The sequence below is a fragment of the Allobosea robiniae genome, assembly GCF_900102525.1.
GTDB classification, from domain to species: Bacteria; Pseudomonadota; Alphaproteobacteria; order Rhizobiales; family Beijerinckiaceae; genus Allobosea; species Allobosea robiniae.
On record NZ_FNBZ01000005.1, the window covers coordinates 365,027 to 382,731 of the forward strand.

Below are 17,705 nucleotides of genomic sequence, written 5' to 3' on the forward strand. Positions count from 1 at the left end.
GCGCAGCGCACGAATAAAAAACGCAGTAATATGGACGAAAGCCAGCCGCCGTTTTTACCGCAACACGCTCCGATGGTAAACCGGAACCTCTCTTCGTCGCGCGAACCGCGCTGCGGGTTCAAATCTGTTTCGCAGCGTGCGCCCGGCCGCCAGCATCGCGCCGCCCCGAAGACCGCGACATCCTCCGATTGCATGAGACCCGTGGCATAAGACGAAGGGATGAGAGCGCATCTGCCCAGACCGCTTTGACGTCAGCGAGCGTTGACTTATGCCCGGAGCGCGGTGCAGCATGACATGCAAGGGGAACCGCATAAACAAGAAAGATAAAGCTGATGAGGGCTGACAACCGGCATGGCTGAAGACACTATTCTTTCGACTTCAGGTCTTACTAAAGAATTTGCCGGCTTTACAGCTGTGAACAGCGTCGACCTCAGCGTGCGCCGGGGGTCTATCCACGCTCTGATCGGCCCGAATGGCGCCGGCAAGACGACTTGCTTCAACCTGCTGACCAAGTTCCTCGCGCCGACACGGGGCTCGATCGTCTATAACGGCCGCGACATCTCGCGCGAAAAGCCGGCGGAGATCGCCCGGCTCGGCCTCGTCCGCTCGTTCCAGATCTCGGCGGTGTTCCCGCAGCTCTCGGTGCTGACCAATGTCCGCATCGCCCTGCAGCGGCGCAAGCGCGGCGATTCCTTCGATTTCTGGCGCTCGGAGCGGGTGCTGAGCGAACTCGACGCCGAGGCGAGGAGCCTGATCGAAGCTGTCGGCCTCACGCCATTTCTCGGCCTCACGGCGGGCGAGCTCTCCTATGGCCGCAAGCGCGCGCTCGAGATCGCGACGACGCTGGCGCTCGAGCCGGAGATGCTGCTGCTCGACGAGCCGATGGCCGGGATGGGCCGCGAGGATGTCGAGCGCATCGCGGCGCTGATCCGCAAGATCTCGAAGAACCGCACCATCCTGATGGTCGAGCACAATCTCTCGGTCGTCGCCTCGCTCTCGGACCGGATTACCGTGCTGGCGCGCGGACAGGTGCTGGCGGAGGGCGACTACGCCACCGTCTCGAAGGATCCGCGCGTGATCGAGGCCTATATCGGCTCGGGAGGCGGCCATGGCCACCACTGAGGCACTGAAGACGCCCGCGACCGGCACCGCCCCGCTGCTGAGGGTGAGCGGGCTCGAGGCCTGGTATGGCGAGAGCCATGTCCTGCACGGCATCGATTTCGACGTGGCGCCCGGCGAGGTGGTGACCCTGCTCGGCCGCAACGGCGCCGGCAAGACCACGACGCTGAAGTCGATCATGGGCGTGATCGGCAAGCGCAAGGGCTCGGTCGTGCTGGAGGGCACCGAGACGATCGCGCTGCCCTCGCGCGCGATCGCAAGGCTCGGCATCGGCTTCGTGCCGGAGGAACGCGGCATCTATTCCTCGCTCTCGGTCGAGGAGAACCTGATGCTGCCGCCGCAGGTCCGGCCGGGCGGGCTCTCGCTGGAGGCGATCTTCACGCTCTTCCCCAACATCAAGGAACGGCTGAAGAGCCAGGGCACCAAGCTCTCCGGCGGCGAGCAGCAGATGCTGGCGATCGGGCGCATCCTGCGCACCGGCGCGCATCTGCTCCTGTTGGACGAGCCGACCGAGGGCCTCGCCCCCGTCATCATCGAGCAGATCGGCCGCACCATCGCGAAACTGAAGCAGGACGGCTTCACCATCATCCTGGTCGAGCAGAATTTCCGCTTCGCCCAGACCGTCGCGGACCGGCACTACATCGTCGAGCAGGGCAAGGTCATCGACATGATCCCCAATGCCGAACTCGACGCCAATATCGACAAGCTGCACAGATATCTCGGCGTCTGACGGCCCGGGCGACAGACCCGGACCGGAGGTCAAAAAAATCGGCGAAACGCCGGCAACCAAACGAGGGAGAACGACAATGAAGCTGAAGATGTTTCTGGCCGCGAGCGCGCTCGCGGCGGTGATGGCGAGCCCCGCCCTCGCCCAGCAGATCTCGGTCAAGGCCGGCGTGCTGAACGACCGTTCCGGCCTCTATGCCGACCTTTCCGGCGAAGGCTCGGTCATCGCCGCGCGCATGGCGGTGGAGGACTTCAAGGCCGCCGACAAGGGCATCAAGGTCGAGATCGTCTCGGCCGACCACCAGAACAAGCCGGATGTCGGCTCGACCATCGCCCGGCAGTGGTACGACCAGGACGGCGTCGACCTGATCCTCGACGTGCCGACCTCCTCGGTCGCGCTGGCGGTGAGCCAGATCACCAAGGAGAAGAACAAGGTCCACATCAACTCCGGCGCGGCCACCTCCGACCTCACCGGAAAGGCCTGCAACGCCAACACCATCCACTGGACCTACGACACCTACGCTCTAGCCCAGGGCACCGGCGGCGCCATGGTCAAGGCCGGCGGCGACACCTGGTTCTTCCTCACCGCCGATTATGCCTTCGGCCATGCGCTGGAACGCGACACCGCCGCCGTCGTCACCAAGGCGGGCGGCAAGGTGCTCGGCGCGGTGCGCACCCCGTTCCCCGGCACCGACTTCTCCTCCTTCCTGCTGCAGGCGCAGGCTTCGAAGGCCAAGGTCATCGGCCTGGCGAATGCCGGCGGCGACACGATCAACTCGATCAAGCAGGCGGGCGAGTTCGGCATCGTCGCGGGCGGGCAGAAGCTCGCGGGCCTGCTCGTGTTCCTGACCGACGTGCATTCCCTCGGGCTCCAGGCGGCGCAGGGCCTTGTCCTGACCGAATCGTTCTATTGGGACACGAACGAAGGCACGCGCGCCTGGTCCGATCGCTTCTCCAAGCTGAATGGCGGCAAGCGCCCCACCATGGTCCAGGCCGGCGTCTATTCCGGCATGCTGCACTATCTCAAGGCGGTCGAGGCGGCGAAGAGCAAGGATGCCGCCGCCGTCGTCGCCAAGATGAAGGAACTGCCGACCGACGACCCGCTCTTCGGCAAGGGCTCGGTGCGGGCCGACGGCCGCAAGATGCATGACATGTATCTCTTCGAGGTGAAGAAGCCCTCCGAGTCGAAGGGCCCGTGGGACTACTACAAGCAGGTCGCGGTGCTGCCGGCCGACCAGGCGTTCCGGCCGCTCTCGGAAAGCGAGTGCCCGCTCGTCAAGAAGTGAGCGGCTGAACGCCGCTCAGAAGCCCTCCGCCGTCATCCCGGGCGACCGCAGGTCGACCCGGGATCCATCGGAGAGCTCCGGAACTCTACGATGGATCCCGGCTCTGCGCTTCGCTTGGCCGGGATGACGAAGAGGTTCGAGAGCCCGCCCCACACATTGATCTGAGTTCCGCATGTTCGAGCTTCTAGGCGTTCCGCCGCAGGCGCTGTTCGGTCAGGTCCTTCTCGGGCTGATCAACGGCTCGTTCTACGCCATCCTCAGCCTCGGGCTGGCGGTGATCTTCGGGTTGCTCAACATCATCAACTTCACGCATGGCGCGCAGTACATGATGGGCGCCTTCGTCGCCTGGATGTGCCTGAACTATCTCGGCCTCAACTACTGGGCGGCGCTGCTGCTGGCGCCGATCATCGTCGGCGCGACTGGCATCGCGGTCGAGCGGCTGCTGCTCAAGCGGATCGCCCATCTCGACCATCTCTACGGCCTGCTCCTGACCTTCGGCCTGGCGCTGATCATCCAGGGGCTGTTCCGCAACCAGTACGGCTCGTCCGGCCTGCCCTACGCCATCCCGCCGCAGCTCGCCGGCGGCAAGAATCTCGGCTTCATGTTCCTGCCGAACTACCGCGCCTGGGTGATCGTCGCCTCGCTCGTGGTCTGCCTTTCGACCTGGTTCCTGATCGAGAAGACCAGGCTCGGCGCCTATCTGCGCGCCGCGACCGAGAACCCGACCCTGACCCAGGCCTTCGGCATCAACGTGCCGCTCTTGGTGACGCTGACCTATGGCTTCGGCGTCGCTCTCGCCGCCTTCGCCGGCGTGCTCGCCGCACCGATCTACTCGGTCAATCCCAATATGGGCGGCGACCTGATCATCGTCGTCTTCGCGGTCGTCGTGATCGGCGGCATGGGCTCGATCATGGGCGCCATCGTCACCGGCTTCTCGCTCGGTCTGGTCGAGGGCCTGACCAAGGTGTTCTACCCGGAAGGGGCCGCGACCGTGATCTTCGTCATCATGGTGCTGGTGCTCCTGGTGAAGCCCGCCGGCCTGTTCGGCCGCCCGGCCTGACACAAGCAAGGACTCAAGACATGACCGACCTTGCCTCGACCGACGCCCCCGCCGCCATCGTCACCGAGACCGATGACGGCGCAGCGCGCCTGCACCGCAACCTGTTCATCGCCATCGCCGTCGCGCTCGTGATCGCGCCCTTCGTCGCCTATCCCGTCTTCGTGATGAAGGTTTTGTGCTTCGCGCTGTTCGCGCTCGCCTTCAACCTTCTGCTTGGCTATGGCGGGCTGCTCTCCTTCGGCCACGCCGCCTATTTCGGCATGGCGAGCTATGTCAGCGCCTACACCGCCAAGAACTGGGGCCTGACGCCCGAGCTCGCGATCCTGCTCGGCACCGCGGTCGGCGCGGCTCTCGGCCTCGTCTTCGGCGCGCTCGCAATCCGGCGCCAGGGCATCTACTTCGCCATGATCACGCTGGCGCTGGCGCAGATGGTGTTCTTCTTCTCGCTGCAGACACCGGGCTTCACCGGCGGCGAGGACGGCATCCAGGCCGTGCCGCGCGGCAAGCTCCTCGGCCTGATCGACCTCGCCGACGACCGTGTGCTCTACTGGCTCGTCGCGGCGATCTTCATGGGCGGGCTCCTGCTGATCTACCGTGTCATCCACTCGCCCTTCGGCCAGGTCTGCAAGGCGATCCGCGACAACGAGCCCCGCGCCATCTCGCTCGGCTATCGCGCCAGCCAGTACAAGCTGATGGTCTTCGTGCTCTCGGCGACGCTCGCAGGCCTCGCCGGCGCGACCAAGGCGATCGTCTTCCAACTCGCCTCCCTCACCGACGTCTACTGGACGATGTCCGGCGAGGTCGTGCTGATGACGCTGGTCGGCGGGCTCGGCACCGTGTTCGGGCCGATCGTCGGCGCCATCGTCATCGTCGCCATGCAGAACTACCTCGCCACGCTCGGCGCCTGGGTCACCGTCGTACAGGGCGTGATCTTCGTCCTCTGCGTCCTGCTCTTCCGCGAGGGCATCGTCGGGGTGATCTCGAAGGCGATCAGGAAGCCGCTCTGAGAGGTCCCTTCAGCGGATCAGCTTGGAGACCGGCCGGAACTGCGGATGCTCTGCGCTTCGCAGCCATTCGAACAACACCATCTCGGTGGTGACGATCTCGGCGCCGTGGCTCGCCATGCGGGCAAGCGCGATCTCCCGCGATTGCGGCACCCGCGAGCCGATCGCATCGGCCACCACGACGACGCGGCGGCGATGCTCGAGCAGGGTCAATACCGTCTGGCCGACGCAGACATGCGCCTCGCAGCCGCAGACCACCAGCTCGCGATCCCCGGCCACGGCCTCGAGGAAGGCCGGCTCGCCGCAGGCATCGAAGCTCATCTTGGTCACGGCCGGACCGACCTCCGCCAGGGCCGGAACCGTCGCGCCGAGGCCGCGCGGATACTGCTCGGTCAGGACCGCCGGAACGCCCAGCAACCGTGCCGCCTCGGCGAGGCGGCCGGCATTCAACAGCACTTTTTCACCGTCATGGATCGCCGGCATCAGCTTCGCCTGGAAGTCGATGACCACCAGCGTGGCATTCTTCGCGGTGAGCAGCGGCATGGCCCGGCCTTTCCTCTTCGTGCCGTCGAGGCGCTTCATAGCGCGGCAAGGTGCCGCCTTCGTCAACAAACGTGAAATCGCCGCGACCGAGCTTCGCTTGACTTGCCTAACGGCAGTCAACATGCAGATGAAATGGACGGCAAACCGATCGTTTCCTTCGCGACGACGCTGCATGTGCGCGATCATTGCCTGTGCCTGCATGTGCAGCGCGCAGCAAGGACGCTGGCACGCCGTTTCGACGAGGCATTGCGGCCTGTCGGGCTGACGAACGGCCAGTTCTCCCTGCTGATGGCCCTGAACCGGCCGGTGCCGGCCTCGTTCGGCCCGGTCGCGGAGCTTCTGGCGATGGACCGCACAACCCTCACCGCCGCGCTGAAACCGCTGGAACGGCGCGGGCTCGTCAGCATTGCGGTCGACCCCGCGGATCGCCGCGGCCGATTGCTGACCCTGACACCTGACGGCATGGCGCTCCTCGCCTCAGCCGTGCCGATCTGGCGGCAGATGCACGAGGCCATCGAGGCCGCCATGCCCGAGACCGCGCCGGAGAGCCTGCGCGATACCTTGCACAGCCTGGGCTGAACCACGGCAGCTTGCCCCGCCTCCGCCGCAGGGCGGCCCCGCCAACGTGTCTCTGGCGCATAGCGCCCGCCGCGATTACCCTCCCGCCATTCCCTAGACGCAAGCAAGATCACAGCCATGGACAAGCGGCTCGACACTCCCGCCCCGGCCGCAGCCCTGACGCCTGCGGATATCCGTTCGATCCTGATCGGGGTCATGCTCGCGATGTTCCTGGCCGCGCTCGACCAGACCATCGTCGCGACGGCCCTCCCGACGATCGGCCGCGACCTCAACGACGTGACGCATCTATCCTGGATCGTCACGATCTACCTGCTCGCCTCGACCGCGGTCACGCCGCTCTACGGCAAGCTCGCCGATATCCACGGGCGGCGGGTGACGCTGCTCGCCGGCATCGTCGTCTTCGTGATCGGCTCGATCGCCTGCGCGCTGGCGCCCTCGCTCTGGCTGCTGGTCATCGCGCGCTTCGTGCAGGGGCTCGGCGGCGGCGGCCTGATCGCGCTGGCCCAGACGATCGTCGGCGACATGGTGCCTCCCAAGGAGCGCGGACGCTATCAGGTCTATTTCGCCAGCGTCTTCATGTCGTCCTCGCTGCTCGGCCCCGTCCTCGGCGGTTTCCTCGCGGAAAAGCTGCACTGGTCGGTGATCTTCTGGATCAACCTGCCGCTCGGGCTCGGCGCCTACTGGATGTCAAACGCGGCACTGAAACGGCTGCCGCGCCACGAGCGCCCCCACAAGCTCGACGTACTCGGCGCCATGCTGATGACGCTGGCAACGGTGTCGCTGCTGCTCGCCCTGTCCTGGGGCGGCACCGCCTATCCCTGGGGTTCGCTCCCGATCGCAGCCCTCGTCGGTGCCTCCTTCGTGCTCTGGGCTTTGTTCGCCTGGCGCCTGCGCCGGGCCGCGGAGCCGCTGATCCCGCTCGACATCTTCGGCAATGGCGTCGTCAGGCGTGGCACGGTGGCAGCTGGCTTCGGCATGGGCACCTTCATCGGCCTCACCATCTACCTGCCGCTGTATTTCGAGACGGTGATGGGGATGAGCGCCACCCATTCCGGCCTCGGCCTGCTGCCGCTGACCTGCGGCACCGTCATCGGCGCGACCAGCTCCGGCCGAGCGATGTCGCATCTCACCCATTACAAGCGAGCGCCGCTGGCCGGGCTTTTCGTCGCGATGACAGGTACGGCGGTTCTCGCAGCCTTCTCCGGCCAGATCCCGATCCTGCCCTTCAGCATCATCCTGGCCGTGGTCAGCATCGGCTTCGGCACGCTGCTTCCGGTCGCGACCGTGTCGATCCAGAATGCCGTGCAGGCGCATCAGCTCGGGACGGTGACGGCAGTGGCCAATTTCTTCCGCCAGATCGGCGGGGCGCTGATCGTCGCGGTGTTCGGCGCGATCGTGCTCGGCGGCGTCGGCGGGGTCGGCGCGCAGCTCTCGCCCGAGGCACTGAAGCTCGGCACCGTCGACCGCGACACCATGGTCGTGCTGTTCCGCTATGTCTTCGGCGCCGCGAGCCTAGGCTTCGCCTTCGCCTGGCTGTCGCTGGCCCGGATGCAGGAACTGCCGCTGCGCGGCCGCGCGGTCGAGGCCGCCAAGGCGATCGGCGGTGAATAGAAGAAGCGCTCGCGCACCGTCATGCCCGGAGGAAGCCCGGGCATGACAGCCAGCGACCGAGGCGTCAGTCGCGGAGAAGCTCGTTGATGCCGGTCTTGGAGCGCGTCTGCGCGTCGACCGTCTTGACGATCACGGCGCAGGACAGTGACGGGCCCGGCGTACCGTCCGGAAACGGCTTGCCCGGCAGCGAGCCCGGCACCACCACCGAATAGGGCGGCACCTTGCCGACATGGACCTGGCCGGTGGCGCGGTCGACGATCTTGGTCGAGGCCGAGATGAAGACGCCCATCGAGAGCACCGAGCCCTCGCCGACGATCACGCCCTCGACCACCTCGGAGCGGGCGCCGATGAAGCAGTTATCCTCGATGATGGTCGGGTTGGCCTGCAGCGGCTCGAGCACGCCGCCGATGCCGACGCCGCCCGAGAGATGCACGTTCTTGCCGATCTGGGCGCAGGAGCCGACCGTCGCCCAGGTGTCGACCATGGTGCCGGAATCGACATAGGCGCCGATATTGACGAAGGACGGCATCAGCACGACGCCCGACGCGATGAAGGAGCCCTTGCGCGCGGCGGCCGGCGGCACGACGCGGAAGCCGGCGGCACGGAAACGGTTCTCGCCCCAGCCCTCGAATTTCGACGGCACCTTGTCCCAGAACACGCCCTCGCCCGGGCCATTGGCCATGATGACGTTGTCGGTCAGGCGGAATGAGAGCAGCACCGCCTTCTTCAGCCACTGATGGACGATCCAATCAGCGCCCTGCTTCTCGGCGACGCGAGCCTGGCCGGCATCCAGCATCTCGATCGCCTGCTCGACCGCCTCGCGAACGGCGCCTTTGGTCTGGACGCCGATCTCGGCCCGGTTTTCCCAGGCGGCGTCGATGGTCTGGTTGAGATCGGCGAGGGACATCAGGTGGCTCCGGCGCTTCCAGAAAGATCGGCGCGAGCGATGGCGGATGCAGGCGCCTGCGTCAAGCCGAACGACGGCGCAGCAGGTAGGTATCCATGATCCAGCCATGTCGCGCGCGGGCCTGCGCCCTGACCTCCGTGATCTCGGCCGAGAGCTCTGTGAGCGGACCGGCGCGCAGGATTTCATCGGGCGTGCCGAGATAGGCGCCCCACCAGATGTCGAGCCCTTCGGGATCGATCTTGCCGAAGGTCTGCTCGCCGTCGAGCATGACAACGACGCTGTCCTGATCGGCCGGGAAGCCTTCCGAGAGTCGGCGGCCGGTGGTGATCAGGATCGGCGCGCCGATCGTGTTGAGCGGAACGCGGTGGCGCGCCGCCAGGACCTGGACGCTGCTGATGCCGGGATAGACTTGCCAGTCGAGACTCAGGCCGGAAGCGGCGACGCGCTCCATGATGCGCAGGGTGGAATCGTAGAGAGCGGGGTCGCCCCAGACGAGCAGGGCGCCGGTCTGTCCTTCCTGCAATTCGGATTCGAACAGGGCGCGGTAGCGGGCAGCGATGCGCTCATGCCAATCGTCGACAACGCCGTGATAGTCGCTGCCCGCCTCGGCGCGGCGCGGGATTTCGACAGGAACCGTGCGGTAGTCCGGCTTACGGATGAAACGGGCGCAGATCGCCTCGCGCAGGGCGCGCAAGGCGGCCTTCTCCTCGCCCTTGTCGGGGATGAACAGGATGTCGGCGCGGTTCAGCGCCTCGATCGCCTCGATCGTCATGTGGTCGGGATTGCCGGCCCCGATGCCGATGATGAGGATGTTGCGCATGCCGCTCCGCCGGTTTGCGGCGGCTTAGCACGGCCCGCGCACGGAATGCGAGATCAGGCCCGGCCGAGCACGGGCATGTGGACGAGATCGCCATGAGGAATCGGCGACACGCTCAGCGCCAGCGCCGCCTGAAGCGCCTCCAGATCCGCCTGGAGGCGCGGATGCCAGCCGCAAGGGCATGGCTGGTCACCGCAATGAGCATCCGCCACCTCTCTGTAGACAGAACCGACCGCTGTCGCCGCGAGCTCGAGCAGGGTGAGCGGCGGCAGACGAGTATCGCGCAGTGCCGCGCAAAAAGCCGTCATGAGCGCCTCCCGGATCTCGGCCCGGGCGGTCTCTAGCGATTCGGCCCTGCCCTGATCAGGCTGCACGTTCGATGCCCTTGATGGCGGCATGGCGGCGGCGCTGTGGCCCTTGCAGGGGCTTGGGGCCCTGCGGGAGCTTGGGCCCCTGCTCAGGCAAGGCGACAGCGAGCAGGTCGACAAGCCGCTGCATGCGCGGCGGCAGCGCCGCGTCTGCGTCGAGATCACCCGGCCCCTTGGCGAGCGCGAGCGCCCGGCGCAGCTCCGGCCGGCTCGCACCGGTGCGGACGATCTCGCGGATGATGATCTCGTCGATGCGGCCGATCGCGGCCGCGACATCGACCTCGGTGACTCCACCCATTCCGGTCCCTCCGTCGGTTGATTCACTGATCGCGACGGAGAGATAGGCGCGCCGATGATTCGATGCAAGGCCTTGTTATTACTACATAAATAGAACTATTTTAAGGTAACGGGCCACTCTCGCCCGCGAGCGTGACCGCATCGTGACACCGTCAGCGACTAGAGGTCGCGGATGATTTCCAGGCGGGCGCCATGGGCAAGGCCGTCGTCGAGACGGGCATCGTCGGGACCGTAGAAGGAGACGGCATAGGCGCCCTGCCCGCGGCGGACGAGGTGCTCACCGAGGCTGGCAGCGGCCGGGCCGCGCGGCTCTGTCAGGGACAGCGTCTGCCGGGCGATGCGGAACTGCGCGAGCCCGAATCCCAGTCCGGGGACGCCGCCCAGCGCAACTGGCTCCTGCCCGAGCAGGGCGCGATAGCGCGCGACCGAGGTCGCAAGGTCCTGCACCGCCACGGTGACGCCGGCGACCCCGGTGATGCCATTGGCATGGCGGCGGGCCGCGCCTTCGGGGACGCGCAGGCTGCGGGCCGTGACATCGGTGCAGAGGAAGGGGATATCGGGCTCGGGCGGGCGAGCCGAGCGCCAGGCGATGCGCGTGCCGTCGGGCTGGAGCCGGCCGCCGTCAAGCGGGCCGTCCATGACGATGCCGGCGGCACGGGCGCGGTCGAGATCGGCATCGAGATCATCCGGCAGCACGGCATAATCGACGAGGCCGGGGCCGGCACGGTCCAGCACCTGCCACCAGCGATACTCCGGCAGCGGGTGCGGGAAGGCGATGATCTCGAGATAGGCGCCGTCCTCGAACACGACCAGCGCGTTGCGCGAGCCGCGCGGATGCTCGCCGCCGGGCAGCACCGTGAAGCCGAGCGCCGTATAGTCGCGGATCGCCGCGTCGAGATCGGTAACAGCGATGACGATATGGTCGATCGAAAGCGGCATGGTTCTCGTTCCCAATGCTGGTGTCAGGAGCTCTGCGCGATGGCTTCGATAGCAGACATACCACCGAGCTGCGGCGCGAAGTTCTCCCAGACCTTGCGCGCGCCGTCCTGCCAGCCCTGGCGATCCTCGGCCGGCACGACCTTGCCGCCTTCGGCCCTGGCCCGCGCCATCGAGGCTTCCTCGTCGGCCCGCATCAATTCGTCGAAATAGGCAATGCCTTCGGTCACCGCGGCCGTCAGCGCCTCGCGATCCTGCGGCGCCAGGCCCTTCCAGAACGGCGCGGCGAACATCACGACGCCGCTCGCCCAGATATGGCCGGTCTCGATCAGCACCGGCACGACCTCGTGCAGGCGGAAGCCGACATAGGCCGATTTGGTCAGGTCCATGCAATCGACCACGCCAGTCTTCAGCGCGTTATAGGTCTCCGGGATCGGGATCGGCGTGGGAAAGGCGCCGAAACCCGACCAGAGCGCGGTATGCAGCGGGCTCTGGATGACGCGGATGCGCTTGCCCCTGACCGAAGCAGGCGTGGTCAGCGGCTCCTTCGCCAGGAGATGGCGGGCGCCGTAATTGATGAAGCCCGGCACGACGAAGCCCTGCGCTTCGTAGAACGTCTTGAGCTGGGTTCCGAGCGGCCCGGCCAGCACGCGCGCGAGATGGGCACGGTCGCGGAACAGGAAAGGCAGGTCCAGGATCTGCCCGGCGGGTACCCAACCGGAGAGCGAGGACACGGTCGAGAGCGCCGCCTGGATCGAGCCGAGGCGAAGGCCCTCCGCGACCTCCTTCTCGCCGCCGAGGGCAGCGTTCGGCACGATCCGCAGGTCGAAGCGCCCCGGCGCCGTGCGCGCCAGAACCTCGGCGATGCGCCGCCAGATCCTGGTTTCCGGCTTGTCCTCGCCGAGCAGCGACGCGACAGTCATGGGCCGGCCGGCGGCGAAAGCCCGGCCGCCCCTGAGGATGGCGGGCGCAGCGAGCGAACCGGCGGCGAATTGACGGCGGGTGATCGGCAAGGCGTGCCTCCTTCGGCGCTTGCAGCGGGATCGCGCGAAACGCGCCCCGCCGCAAGCCCCAGTGGATTTTGCCGATGCCGATCGGCTATCGGGAAGTGAGCCGCCGACGGAGACGATGATGAGCGAGACCCATGAGATTGCCTCCGATCGTTTGCGCGCGACGGTGCGGGCCCAAGGCGGCGAACTGATCGCGCTTGCCGACGCGAACGGGCCGGCGCTCTGGAACGGCGGGCCGGACTGGCCGCGCCATGCGCCTGTGCTGTTCCCGATCGTCGGGCGGCTGACCGACGACACGCTGATCCATGAAGGGCGCTCCTACCGCCTGACCCAGCACGGCTTCGCGCGCGACAGCCTGTTTACCTGGGTCGAGCGCAGCACCGACAGGGCCGTGCTGGAGCTGCGGGAGAGCCCGGAGACGCTGGCGATCTACCCGTTCCGGTTCGTCTTGCAGATGATCTACGCGGTCGCTGATGATACGCTGACCGTCACCTCGCGGGTGAGCAACCCAGCCGATGTGCCGCTGATCTGCGGCGTCGGCGCGCATCCGGCCTTTCTCTGGCCGCTGACCGAGGACATCGCGAAGGAAGCGCATCGCCTGACCTTCCCGCAGGCGGAGCCGGGCCAGGGCCTCGGCGTCGAGGCCGGCCTGCTCGGCCCTGCGATCCCCCTTCCCTTCTCCGGCACTGACCTGCCGCTCGACGAAAACCTCTTCGTCAACGATGCGATCGTGATCCCCGATACGGTGAACCGCTCGGTGCGCTTCGCGGCATTGGACGGGTCAGGGCGCGAGAGCCGCGCCCTGACCGTGAGCTGGGAGGGCTATAAGGATCTCGGCATCTGGTCGAAGCCAACAGGCGCGCCGTTCCTCTGCATCGAGCCCTGGTTCAGCATGGCGAGCCCGATCGGCTGGCAGGGCGAAATCGCGGAGAAGCCCGGCATCCTCAGGCTGGCGCCGGGCGAAAGCCGCGATTTCGTCTGGCGCGCGACGCTTTAGCGCGTCACTTCTTCTCGATGTTCCAGAACAGCATGACCGGCGCCGCCAGCACGCCGGAGACATTGGTGCGCCTTGCATAGGGCTGGTCGTACTGACCGAGCACGCGATAGGGCTGCATCTCGGCCAGGCGCTTGTGCAGAGCCTCCAACGCAAGCTTGCGGCCGGCTTCGTCGGGCGCATCGATGAAGGCTCCGCGCAGCTTCTCGGCCTCGGCATCGCAGGGCCAGCCTGACCAGGCGCGCTCGCAGGCCATGTTGGTGCCGATATTGGTCAGCGGCGACTGCATGGTCGCGCCTGACGCCGTCGTGACGAAGAGGTTCCAGCCGCCCTGCTCGGACGTGCCCTTGTTCTGCTGGCGTGTGGTGACGGTGCCCCAATCGGCGACTTGCAGATCGATATTGAAGCCGACCTTCCTGAGCGAGGAGGCCGCGACCTCCGCCATGCGGCCGATCGGAGCGATGTCGTTGCTGGTCGAAAGCACGAGCTTCTCGCCCTTGTAGCCGCTCTCCTTCAGCAGCGCCCGCGCCTTGTCGAGATCGGGCTTGGCATAGCCTTCCGTGCCCGCTTCCGTGCCGTTGGGGCCGCCGCAGATGAAATAGGAGGCGCAGCGCTTCCACCATTCCTCGTCGCCGAAGCCGGCCGAGAGGAAATCGGCCTGGTCCGTGGCATAGGCGAGCGCCAGCCGCGCCTTGGGATTGTCGAAGGGCGGGTGGAGATGGTTCGGCCGCAGCATCGCCTGGTTGGAGAGGTTGGCATAGCGGTCGACCTTGACCTGACTGCTGGTCGCGATGACCGGGATCAGGTCCTGGCTCGGCTGTTCCCAGATATCGATCTCGCCGGTCTGGAGTGCGGCAGCGGCTGTCGCCGCATCCGGCATGATCTGCCATTCGACGCGGTCGACCTTGACGACGCGTCCGCCGGCGAGGCCATCGGCCGGCTCGGAGCGCGGCACGTAATCGGGATTGCGGTCATAGACGACCTTCGAGCCGCTGCGCCATTCCTCGCGGTTGAACTTGAACGGGCCGGAGCCGATCGTCTCGGTAACCGGTTTCATCGGGTCGGACTTGGCGTCGGACTCGCGCATGATCACCGGGATCTGGCCGACCGCCGAGCCGAGCGCGAAGGGCACCAGCGCCAGCGGGCGCTTCAGCTTGAGGCGGAAGGTGGCATCGTCCACCGCCTCCATGCCATCAGTATACTCGGCAAGCTTGCCGCCGATGGTATCGCGCTTCATCCAGCGGGCGAGCGAGGCGATGACGTCCTTGGTCGTGACTGGCTGGCCGTCGTGGAATTTCAGGCCGGGGCGGAGCTTGAAGGTCCAGGTCAGCTTGTCCGGCGAGGTCTCGAAGCTCTCGACCATCTGAGGCTTCGGCTGAAGGTTCGAGTCCCAGGCGAAAAGCGTCTCGTAGATCATCAACCCATGCATGCGGGTGATGACGATCGAGGCCGCAACCGGATCGAGCGTCTTGAGATCCGCATGTGGCGCGACACGCAGAACGCGGTTCGAGGCCGGCTGCGACTGTGCCGCCGCCGGAAGCGGCAGGAGCGCGGCCGCCGACAGCAGCAGCGCAGCAGTGAAACGGGACAGTTGCATCAGCGTTCTCCTCCTTCGTCATCGGCCCAACGGCCCCGCCCCTCAGCGGAGCCGCCTCAGCCGGCGCGTTTCAGACTCGTTTCATCTGCAAGATCCTTGCCCGATGGCTGGCGACCCGCAAGTCACCCTCCGCATCGAGCCAGAGACACGGCCGCGACCGCCAGGGTCCGTGCAGAAGATCGGCGAGCGCACGGCCGTTCGGCAGCGGCGTCAGAGGCGACACCGTCCCGCCGGAAGGCCACGGCATCAGGGCCGTGCCATCCGCCCTGATCTCGATTTCGGTGCCGAAATTCGGATCGTGCCAGCGCCCGACCAATCGCGCATCGAGCGGCGTGTCGGCCGGCACGCGCCGGAGCGAACGCTGCACGCCGCCGATCAGGCCGGTGAGGCGATCCTCCCCGTCCTGTTTCAGGCGGATGTCGAGATAGGCCGGCAGGCTGCGCAGGCCGCCGTTGCCATCGGTGATCAGACGCTCGAAACCACCCATGTAGCTGATCGAATCGGCGGCAAGCTCGGCCCAGAACGGCCCCTCGTCGCTGGCGAACAGGCCGACTGGCGCTTTCGCGATCGTCGGCAGCTCCTGTTCGAGCAGCGCCGCCAGCACCGTCAGGGCAGGCCAGAGCGCCTCCTCCTCGCGATTCGACAACACGACGACGCCGACACCGTGGGCCGGCGACATCCAGAAATGGTTGCGATAGCCGGCGAGCGAGCCGCCATGGCCGACGATCGCGGTCTCGCCGAGCCGGCTGGCGACAAGGCCGAGCCGGTAGACGCTCTCGCTGCCATCAGCGAAATGGCGCGGCGCAGTCAGGCGTTCCAGCATGCCGGCGAGCGGGCCGCGCCCCGCGAGCAGGGCCGAGGCCCAGCCGGCGAGATCGGCGGCGGACCCCACGAGTCCACCCGATGCGGAAAAATGCGGGCCGTTATGGCCGCGCCGCCAGTCTACCCCGTCGTTCCAACAGCCGGTGGCGAGGCCGGGCACGATTTCCGACCCGTCATAAGGCAGGCGGAAGGCGAGGCCGAGTTCGCCGGAGAGTTCCGCGACGGTGTCCTTGTAGGGCTTGCCCGTGACCTGTTCGAGGATGCGCTGGCCAAGCCGCCAGCCAGTGTTGGAATAGGCCATCTCGGTACCGGGCTCGGCACTCAGCGAAGGCAAGCGGCAGGCGAGCGCGAAGACCTCCTCCGCATTCAACGTCGCGGTGAAGGGTACGCCTTGCTGCCAGAAGCACTCCATCATGTCCGGCAGGGCGCCGGTCATGTCGAGGGCCCGACTGAATTCGACCTCGGCGAGCGGCGCCGGCAGTTCGCTCAGCCAGCGGCCGAGCGGCGCATCGAGCGGGATGCCGGCGCGCAGCAATGCGACTGCCAGGACATGCTTGCTGATCGAGGCGAAGCGGTTGGGCGTCTGCGGCGTGAAGGGCACGCCGTATTCGATGCTGGCGAGACCGCCGGCAAAGGCTTCGCGCACCCCGTCGCGATCGAACAGCACGACAGCGCCGCCCGGCCCCGCCATGCGCTGCCAGTTCGCGACGATCTCCTGCGCGCGGGTCGCAGCGCGGGTCCAATTCACTGACATATTTCGCTCCCTCAGCCCTGCGGCCGGGTTTCGCCGAGCAGATTGCGCAAGGCCCGCATGAAGACGCGCGCGCCGGGACCGATCGCATCATCCGGGAAATCGAAATCCGGATTGTGCAGATGCGCGGTCTCGCCGGAGCCGAGCAGGAACATCGCCGATTTGGAGCGGCGCCCGAACAGGCCGAAATCCTCCGAGCCGCGCGAGGGCGGCGTCGGGCCGTGCGGCACCTTCTCCTCGTCCATCGCCCGGCGCAGCATCGCGACGGCCTCCGGCTCGTTCTCGCAATGGTGGAAGACGTCGTGATAGCTGATCTCGACGGTGAGCCGGCCGGCCTCGGCCGCCTCGCGCGCCAGCTTTTCGGCCGCTTCGCAGAGCGCGCCCATCTGCGCGTCGTTGACGGTGCGCAAGGTCGCCCAGATCTCGCCATGGCCCGGCGCGATGCCGAAGGCCTGCTCCCCGATCTCGACATGGGTCACGGTGACCAGCCGGAAATTGGCATCGAGCGGCCCGCCGGGTCCGAGCGCGGTCAGCGCCGGGATCAGCGTCGCGATCGCCGGGGCCGGCGAGCGGCCATGTTCCGGTGTCGAGGCATGCGAAGTCTCGCCGGTCAGGATGATCTTGATGCCGCGCGAGGCGCAGTTGGCGGCGCCTTCCGAGATGCGGGCATGGCCCACGGGCACACCAGGACGATTATGCAGGGAGAAGGCATAGTCCGGCACGATCTCCTCGAATTTCGGATCGGCCATGACGGCGGCGGCACCCGCGCCGGTCTCTTCCGCCGGCTGGAACAGCAGGATCGCGCGGCCCTTCTTCGGCGGGTTGCGCTGCAGGCCACGCGCCAGGCCAGCGAGGATGGTCATATGGCCATCATGCCCGCAAAGATGGCCTTTGCCGGGAATTTCGGAGCGATGGTCGCTGTCGGACAATTCCTCGATCGGCAGTGCGTCGAGTTCGGCACGGATCAGAACGGTCGGGCCGGGCTCAGTTCCCTCGTAGATCGCCGCGACACCATGCCCGCCAAGCTCGGTGACGATACGATCGGGGCCGGTCGGCTTCAGGAAATCGACGATGGTCGCGGCGGTCTCGCGCTCCTCGCCCGAGATTTCGGGGCGGCGATGCAGCCGATGCCGGAGATCGACGAGATCGAACATATCGCTGTTGGTCAAGAACACGGATGAAGCCTCCCAGGCGCAGTGCCGGCCGGCGGATCACCGGCTCTTGCCCGGAAAGGTTCGACAGTTCAGCCGCTTCGGCAACCCGCGTCATCGCCGGGGG

Annotated in this window: 18 protein-coding genes; 8 read left to right on the forward strand and 10 right to left on the reverse strand. The window is 67.1% G+C overall.

Annotated features, from left to right (window positions below; translation table 11 throughout):
* The first annotated feature begins 351 nt into the window (after positions 1–351).
* From BLQ70_RS16140 to BLQ70_RS16160, 5 genes are all read left to right on the forward strand, one after another.
* On the forward strand, positions 352–1,122 hold the full coding sequence (locus BLQ70_RS16140) for an ABC transporter ATP-binding protein (RefSeq protein ID WP_061968871.1): 771 nt from the start codon (positions 352–354) through the stop codon (positions 1,120–1,122).
* A complete protein-coding gene (locus BLQ70_RS16145) occupies positions 1,109–1,849 on the forward strand; it encodes an ABC transporter ATP-binding protein (RefSeq protein WP_061968873.1) in 741 nt (246 codons plus the stop codon). The genes BLQ70_RS16140 and BLQ70_RS16145 overlap by 14 nt, the downstream gene beginning before the upstream one ends.
* 76 nt (positions 1,850–1,925) lie before the next feature.
* On the forward strand, positions 1,926–3,131 hold the full coding sequence (locus BLQ70_RS16150) for an ABC transporter substrate-binding protein (protein ID WP_091858543.1): 1,206 nt from the start codon (positions 1,926–1,928) through the stop codon (positions 3,129–3,131).
* A 172-nt stretch (positions 3,132–3,303) separates the two neighbouring features.
* Positions 3,304–4,191, forward strand: coding sequence for a branched-chain amino acid ABC transporter permease (locus tag BLQ70_RS16155; protein ID WP_091858546.1), 888 nt, complete (start codon positions 3,304–3,306; stop codon positions 4,189–4,191).
* A gap of 20 nt (positions 4,192–4,211) precedes the next feature.
* On the forward strand, positions 4,212–5,198 hold the full coding sequence (locus BLQ70_RS16160) for a branched-chain amino acid ABC transporter permease (protein ID WP_091858548.1): 987 nt from the start codon (positions 4,212–4,214) through the stop codon (positions 5,196–5,198).
* 9 nt (positions 5,199–5,207) lie between these two features.
* Here BLQ70_RS16160 and BLQ70_RS16165 read toward each other — a convergent pair whose 3' ends face one another.
* Positions 5,208–5,738 carry a hydrolase gene (locus BLQ70_RS16165; RefSeq protein WP_091858859.1) on the reverse strand — a complete coding sequence of 177 codons (531 nt, stop codon included), beginning with the start codon at positions 5,736–5,738 and terminating at the stop codon, positions 5,208–5,210.
* 132 nt (positions 5,739–5,870) lie between these two features.
* Between BLQ70_RS16165 and BLQ70_RS16170 the strand changes: the two genes are divergently transcribed.
* Complete coding sequence (locus BLQ70_RS16170) at positions 5,871–6,317, forward strand: MarR family winged helix-turn-helix transcriptional regulator (RefSeq protein WP_091858552.1); 447 nt, start codon at positions 5,871–5,873, stop codon at positions 6,315–6,317.
* 117 nt (positions 6,318–6,434) lie between these two features.
* Positions 6,435–7,928, forward strand: coding sequence for an MDR family MFS transporter (locus tag BLQ70_RS16175; protein ID WP_091858555.1), 1,494 nt, complete (start codon positions 6,435–6,437; stop codon positions 7,926–7,928).
* 64 nt (positions 7,929–7,992) lie between these two features.
* Here the strand turns inward: BLQ70_RS16175 and dapD are convergent, their stop codons facing one another.
* From dapD to BLQ70_RS16205, 6 genes are all read right to left on the reverse strand, one after another.
* Positions 7,993–8,835 (reverse strand): 2,3,4,5-tetrahydropyridine-2,6-dicarboxylate N-succinyltransferase, encoded by an 843-nt coding sequence (gene dapD, locus BLQ70_RS16180; protein ID WP_061968887.1) that lies wholly within the window; start codon positions 8,833–8,835, stop codon positions 7,993–7,995.
* A gap of 61 nt (positions 8,836–8,896) precedes the next feature.
* The gene (cobF, locus tag BLQ70_RS16185) at positions 8,897–9,655 is read right to left on the reverse strand and encodes a precorrin-6A synthase (deacetylating) (RefSeq protein ID WP_091858558.1); all 759 of its coding nucleotides are present in this window, start codon (positions 9,653–9,655) and stop codon (positions 8,897–8,899) included.
* A gap of 53 nt (positions 9,656–9,708) precedes the next feature.
* Entirely contained in the window at positions 9,709–9,960 is a 252-nt protein-coding gene (locus tag BLQ70_RS16190) for a hypothetical protein (protein WP_139163567.1), read from the reverse strand.
* Between the two features lie 55 nt (positions 9,961–10,015).
* Positions 10,016–10,318 carry a hypothetical protein gene (locus tag BLQ70_RS16195; protein WP_061968892.1) on the reverse strand — a complete coding sequence of 101 codons (303 nt, stop codon included), beginning with the start codon at positions 10,316–10,318 and terminating at the stop codon, positions 10,016–10,018.
* Between the two features lie 158 nt (positions 10,319–10,476).
* Positions 10,477–11,256, reverse strand: coding sequence for a VOC family protein (locus tag BLQ70_RS16200; protein WP_091858563.1), 780 nt, complete (start codon positions 11,254–11,256; stop codon positions 10,477–10,479).
* Between the two features lie 23 nt (positions 11,257–11,279).
* Complete coding sequence (locus tag BLQ70_RS16205) at positions 11,280–12,266, reverse strand: TRAP transporter substrate-binding protein (protein WP_244512040.1); 987 nt, start codon at positions 12,264–12,266, stop codon at positions 11,280–11,282.
* A 118-nt stretch (positions 12,267–12,384) separates the two neighbouring features.
* On the opposite strand from BLQ70_RS16205, the gene BLQ70_RS16210 reads away from it, so the two are divergent.
* Positions 12,385–13,260, forward strand: a complete 876-nt coding sequence (locus tag BLQ70_RS16210; protein ID WP_091858864.1) for an aldose 1-epimerase family protein — start codon at positions 12,385–12,387, stop codon at positions 13,258–13,260.
* Between the two features lie 4 nt (positions 13,261–13,264).
* On the opposite strand, the gene BLQ70_RS16215 is transcribed toward BLQ70_RS16210, so the two are convergent.
* From BLQ70_RS16215 to BLQ70_RS16225, 3 genes are all read right to left on the reverse strand, one after another.
* Positions 13,265–14,854: an ABC transporter substrate-binding protein gene (locus BLQ70_RS16215; RefSeq protein ID WP_061968896.1), complete on the reverse strand. Its 1,590-nt coding sequence runs from the start codon at positions 14,852–14,854 to the stop codon at positions 13,265–13,267.
* Positions 14,855–14,924: 70 nt separating this feature from the next.
* Positions 14,925–16,430, reverse strand: a complete 1,506-nt coding sequence (locus tag BLQ70_RS16220; RefSeq protein WP_061968899.1) for a serine hydrolase domain-containing protein — start codon at positions 16,428–16,430, stop codon at positions 14,925–14,927.
* 11 nt (positions 16,431–16,441) lie between these two features.
* On the reverse strand, positions 16,442–17,602 hold the full coding sequence (locus BLQ70_RS16225) for an amidohydrolase (protein ID WP_091858566.1): 1,161 nt from the start codon (positions 17,600–17,602) through the stop codon (positions 16,442–16,444).
* Positions 17,603–17,705 lie beyond the last annotated feature (103 nt).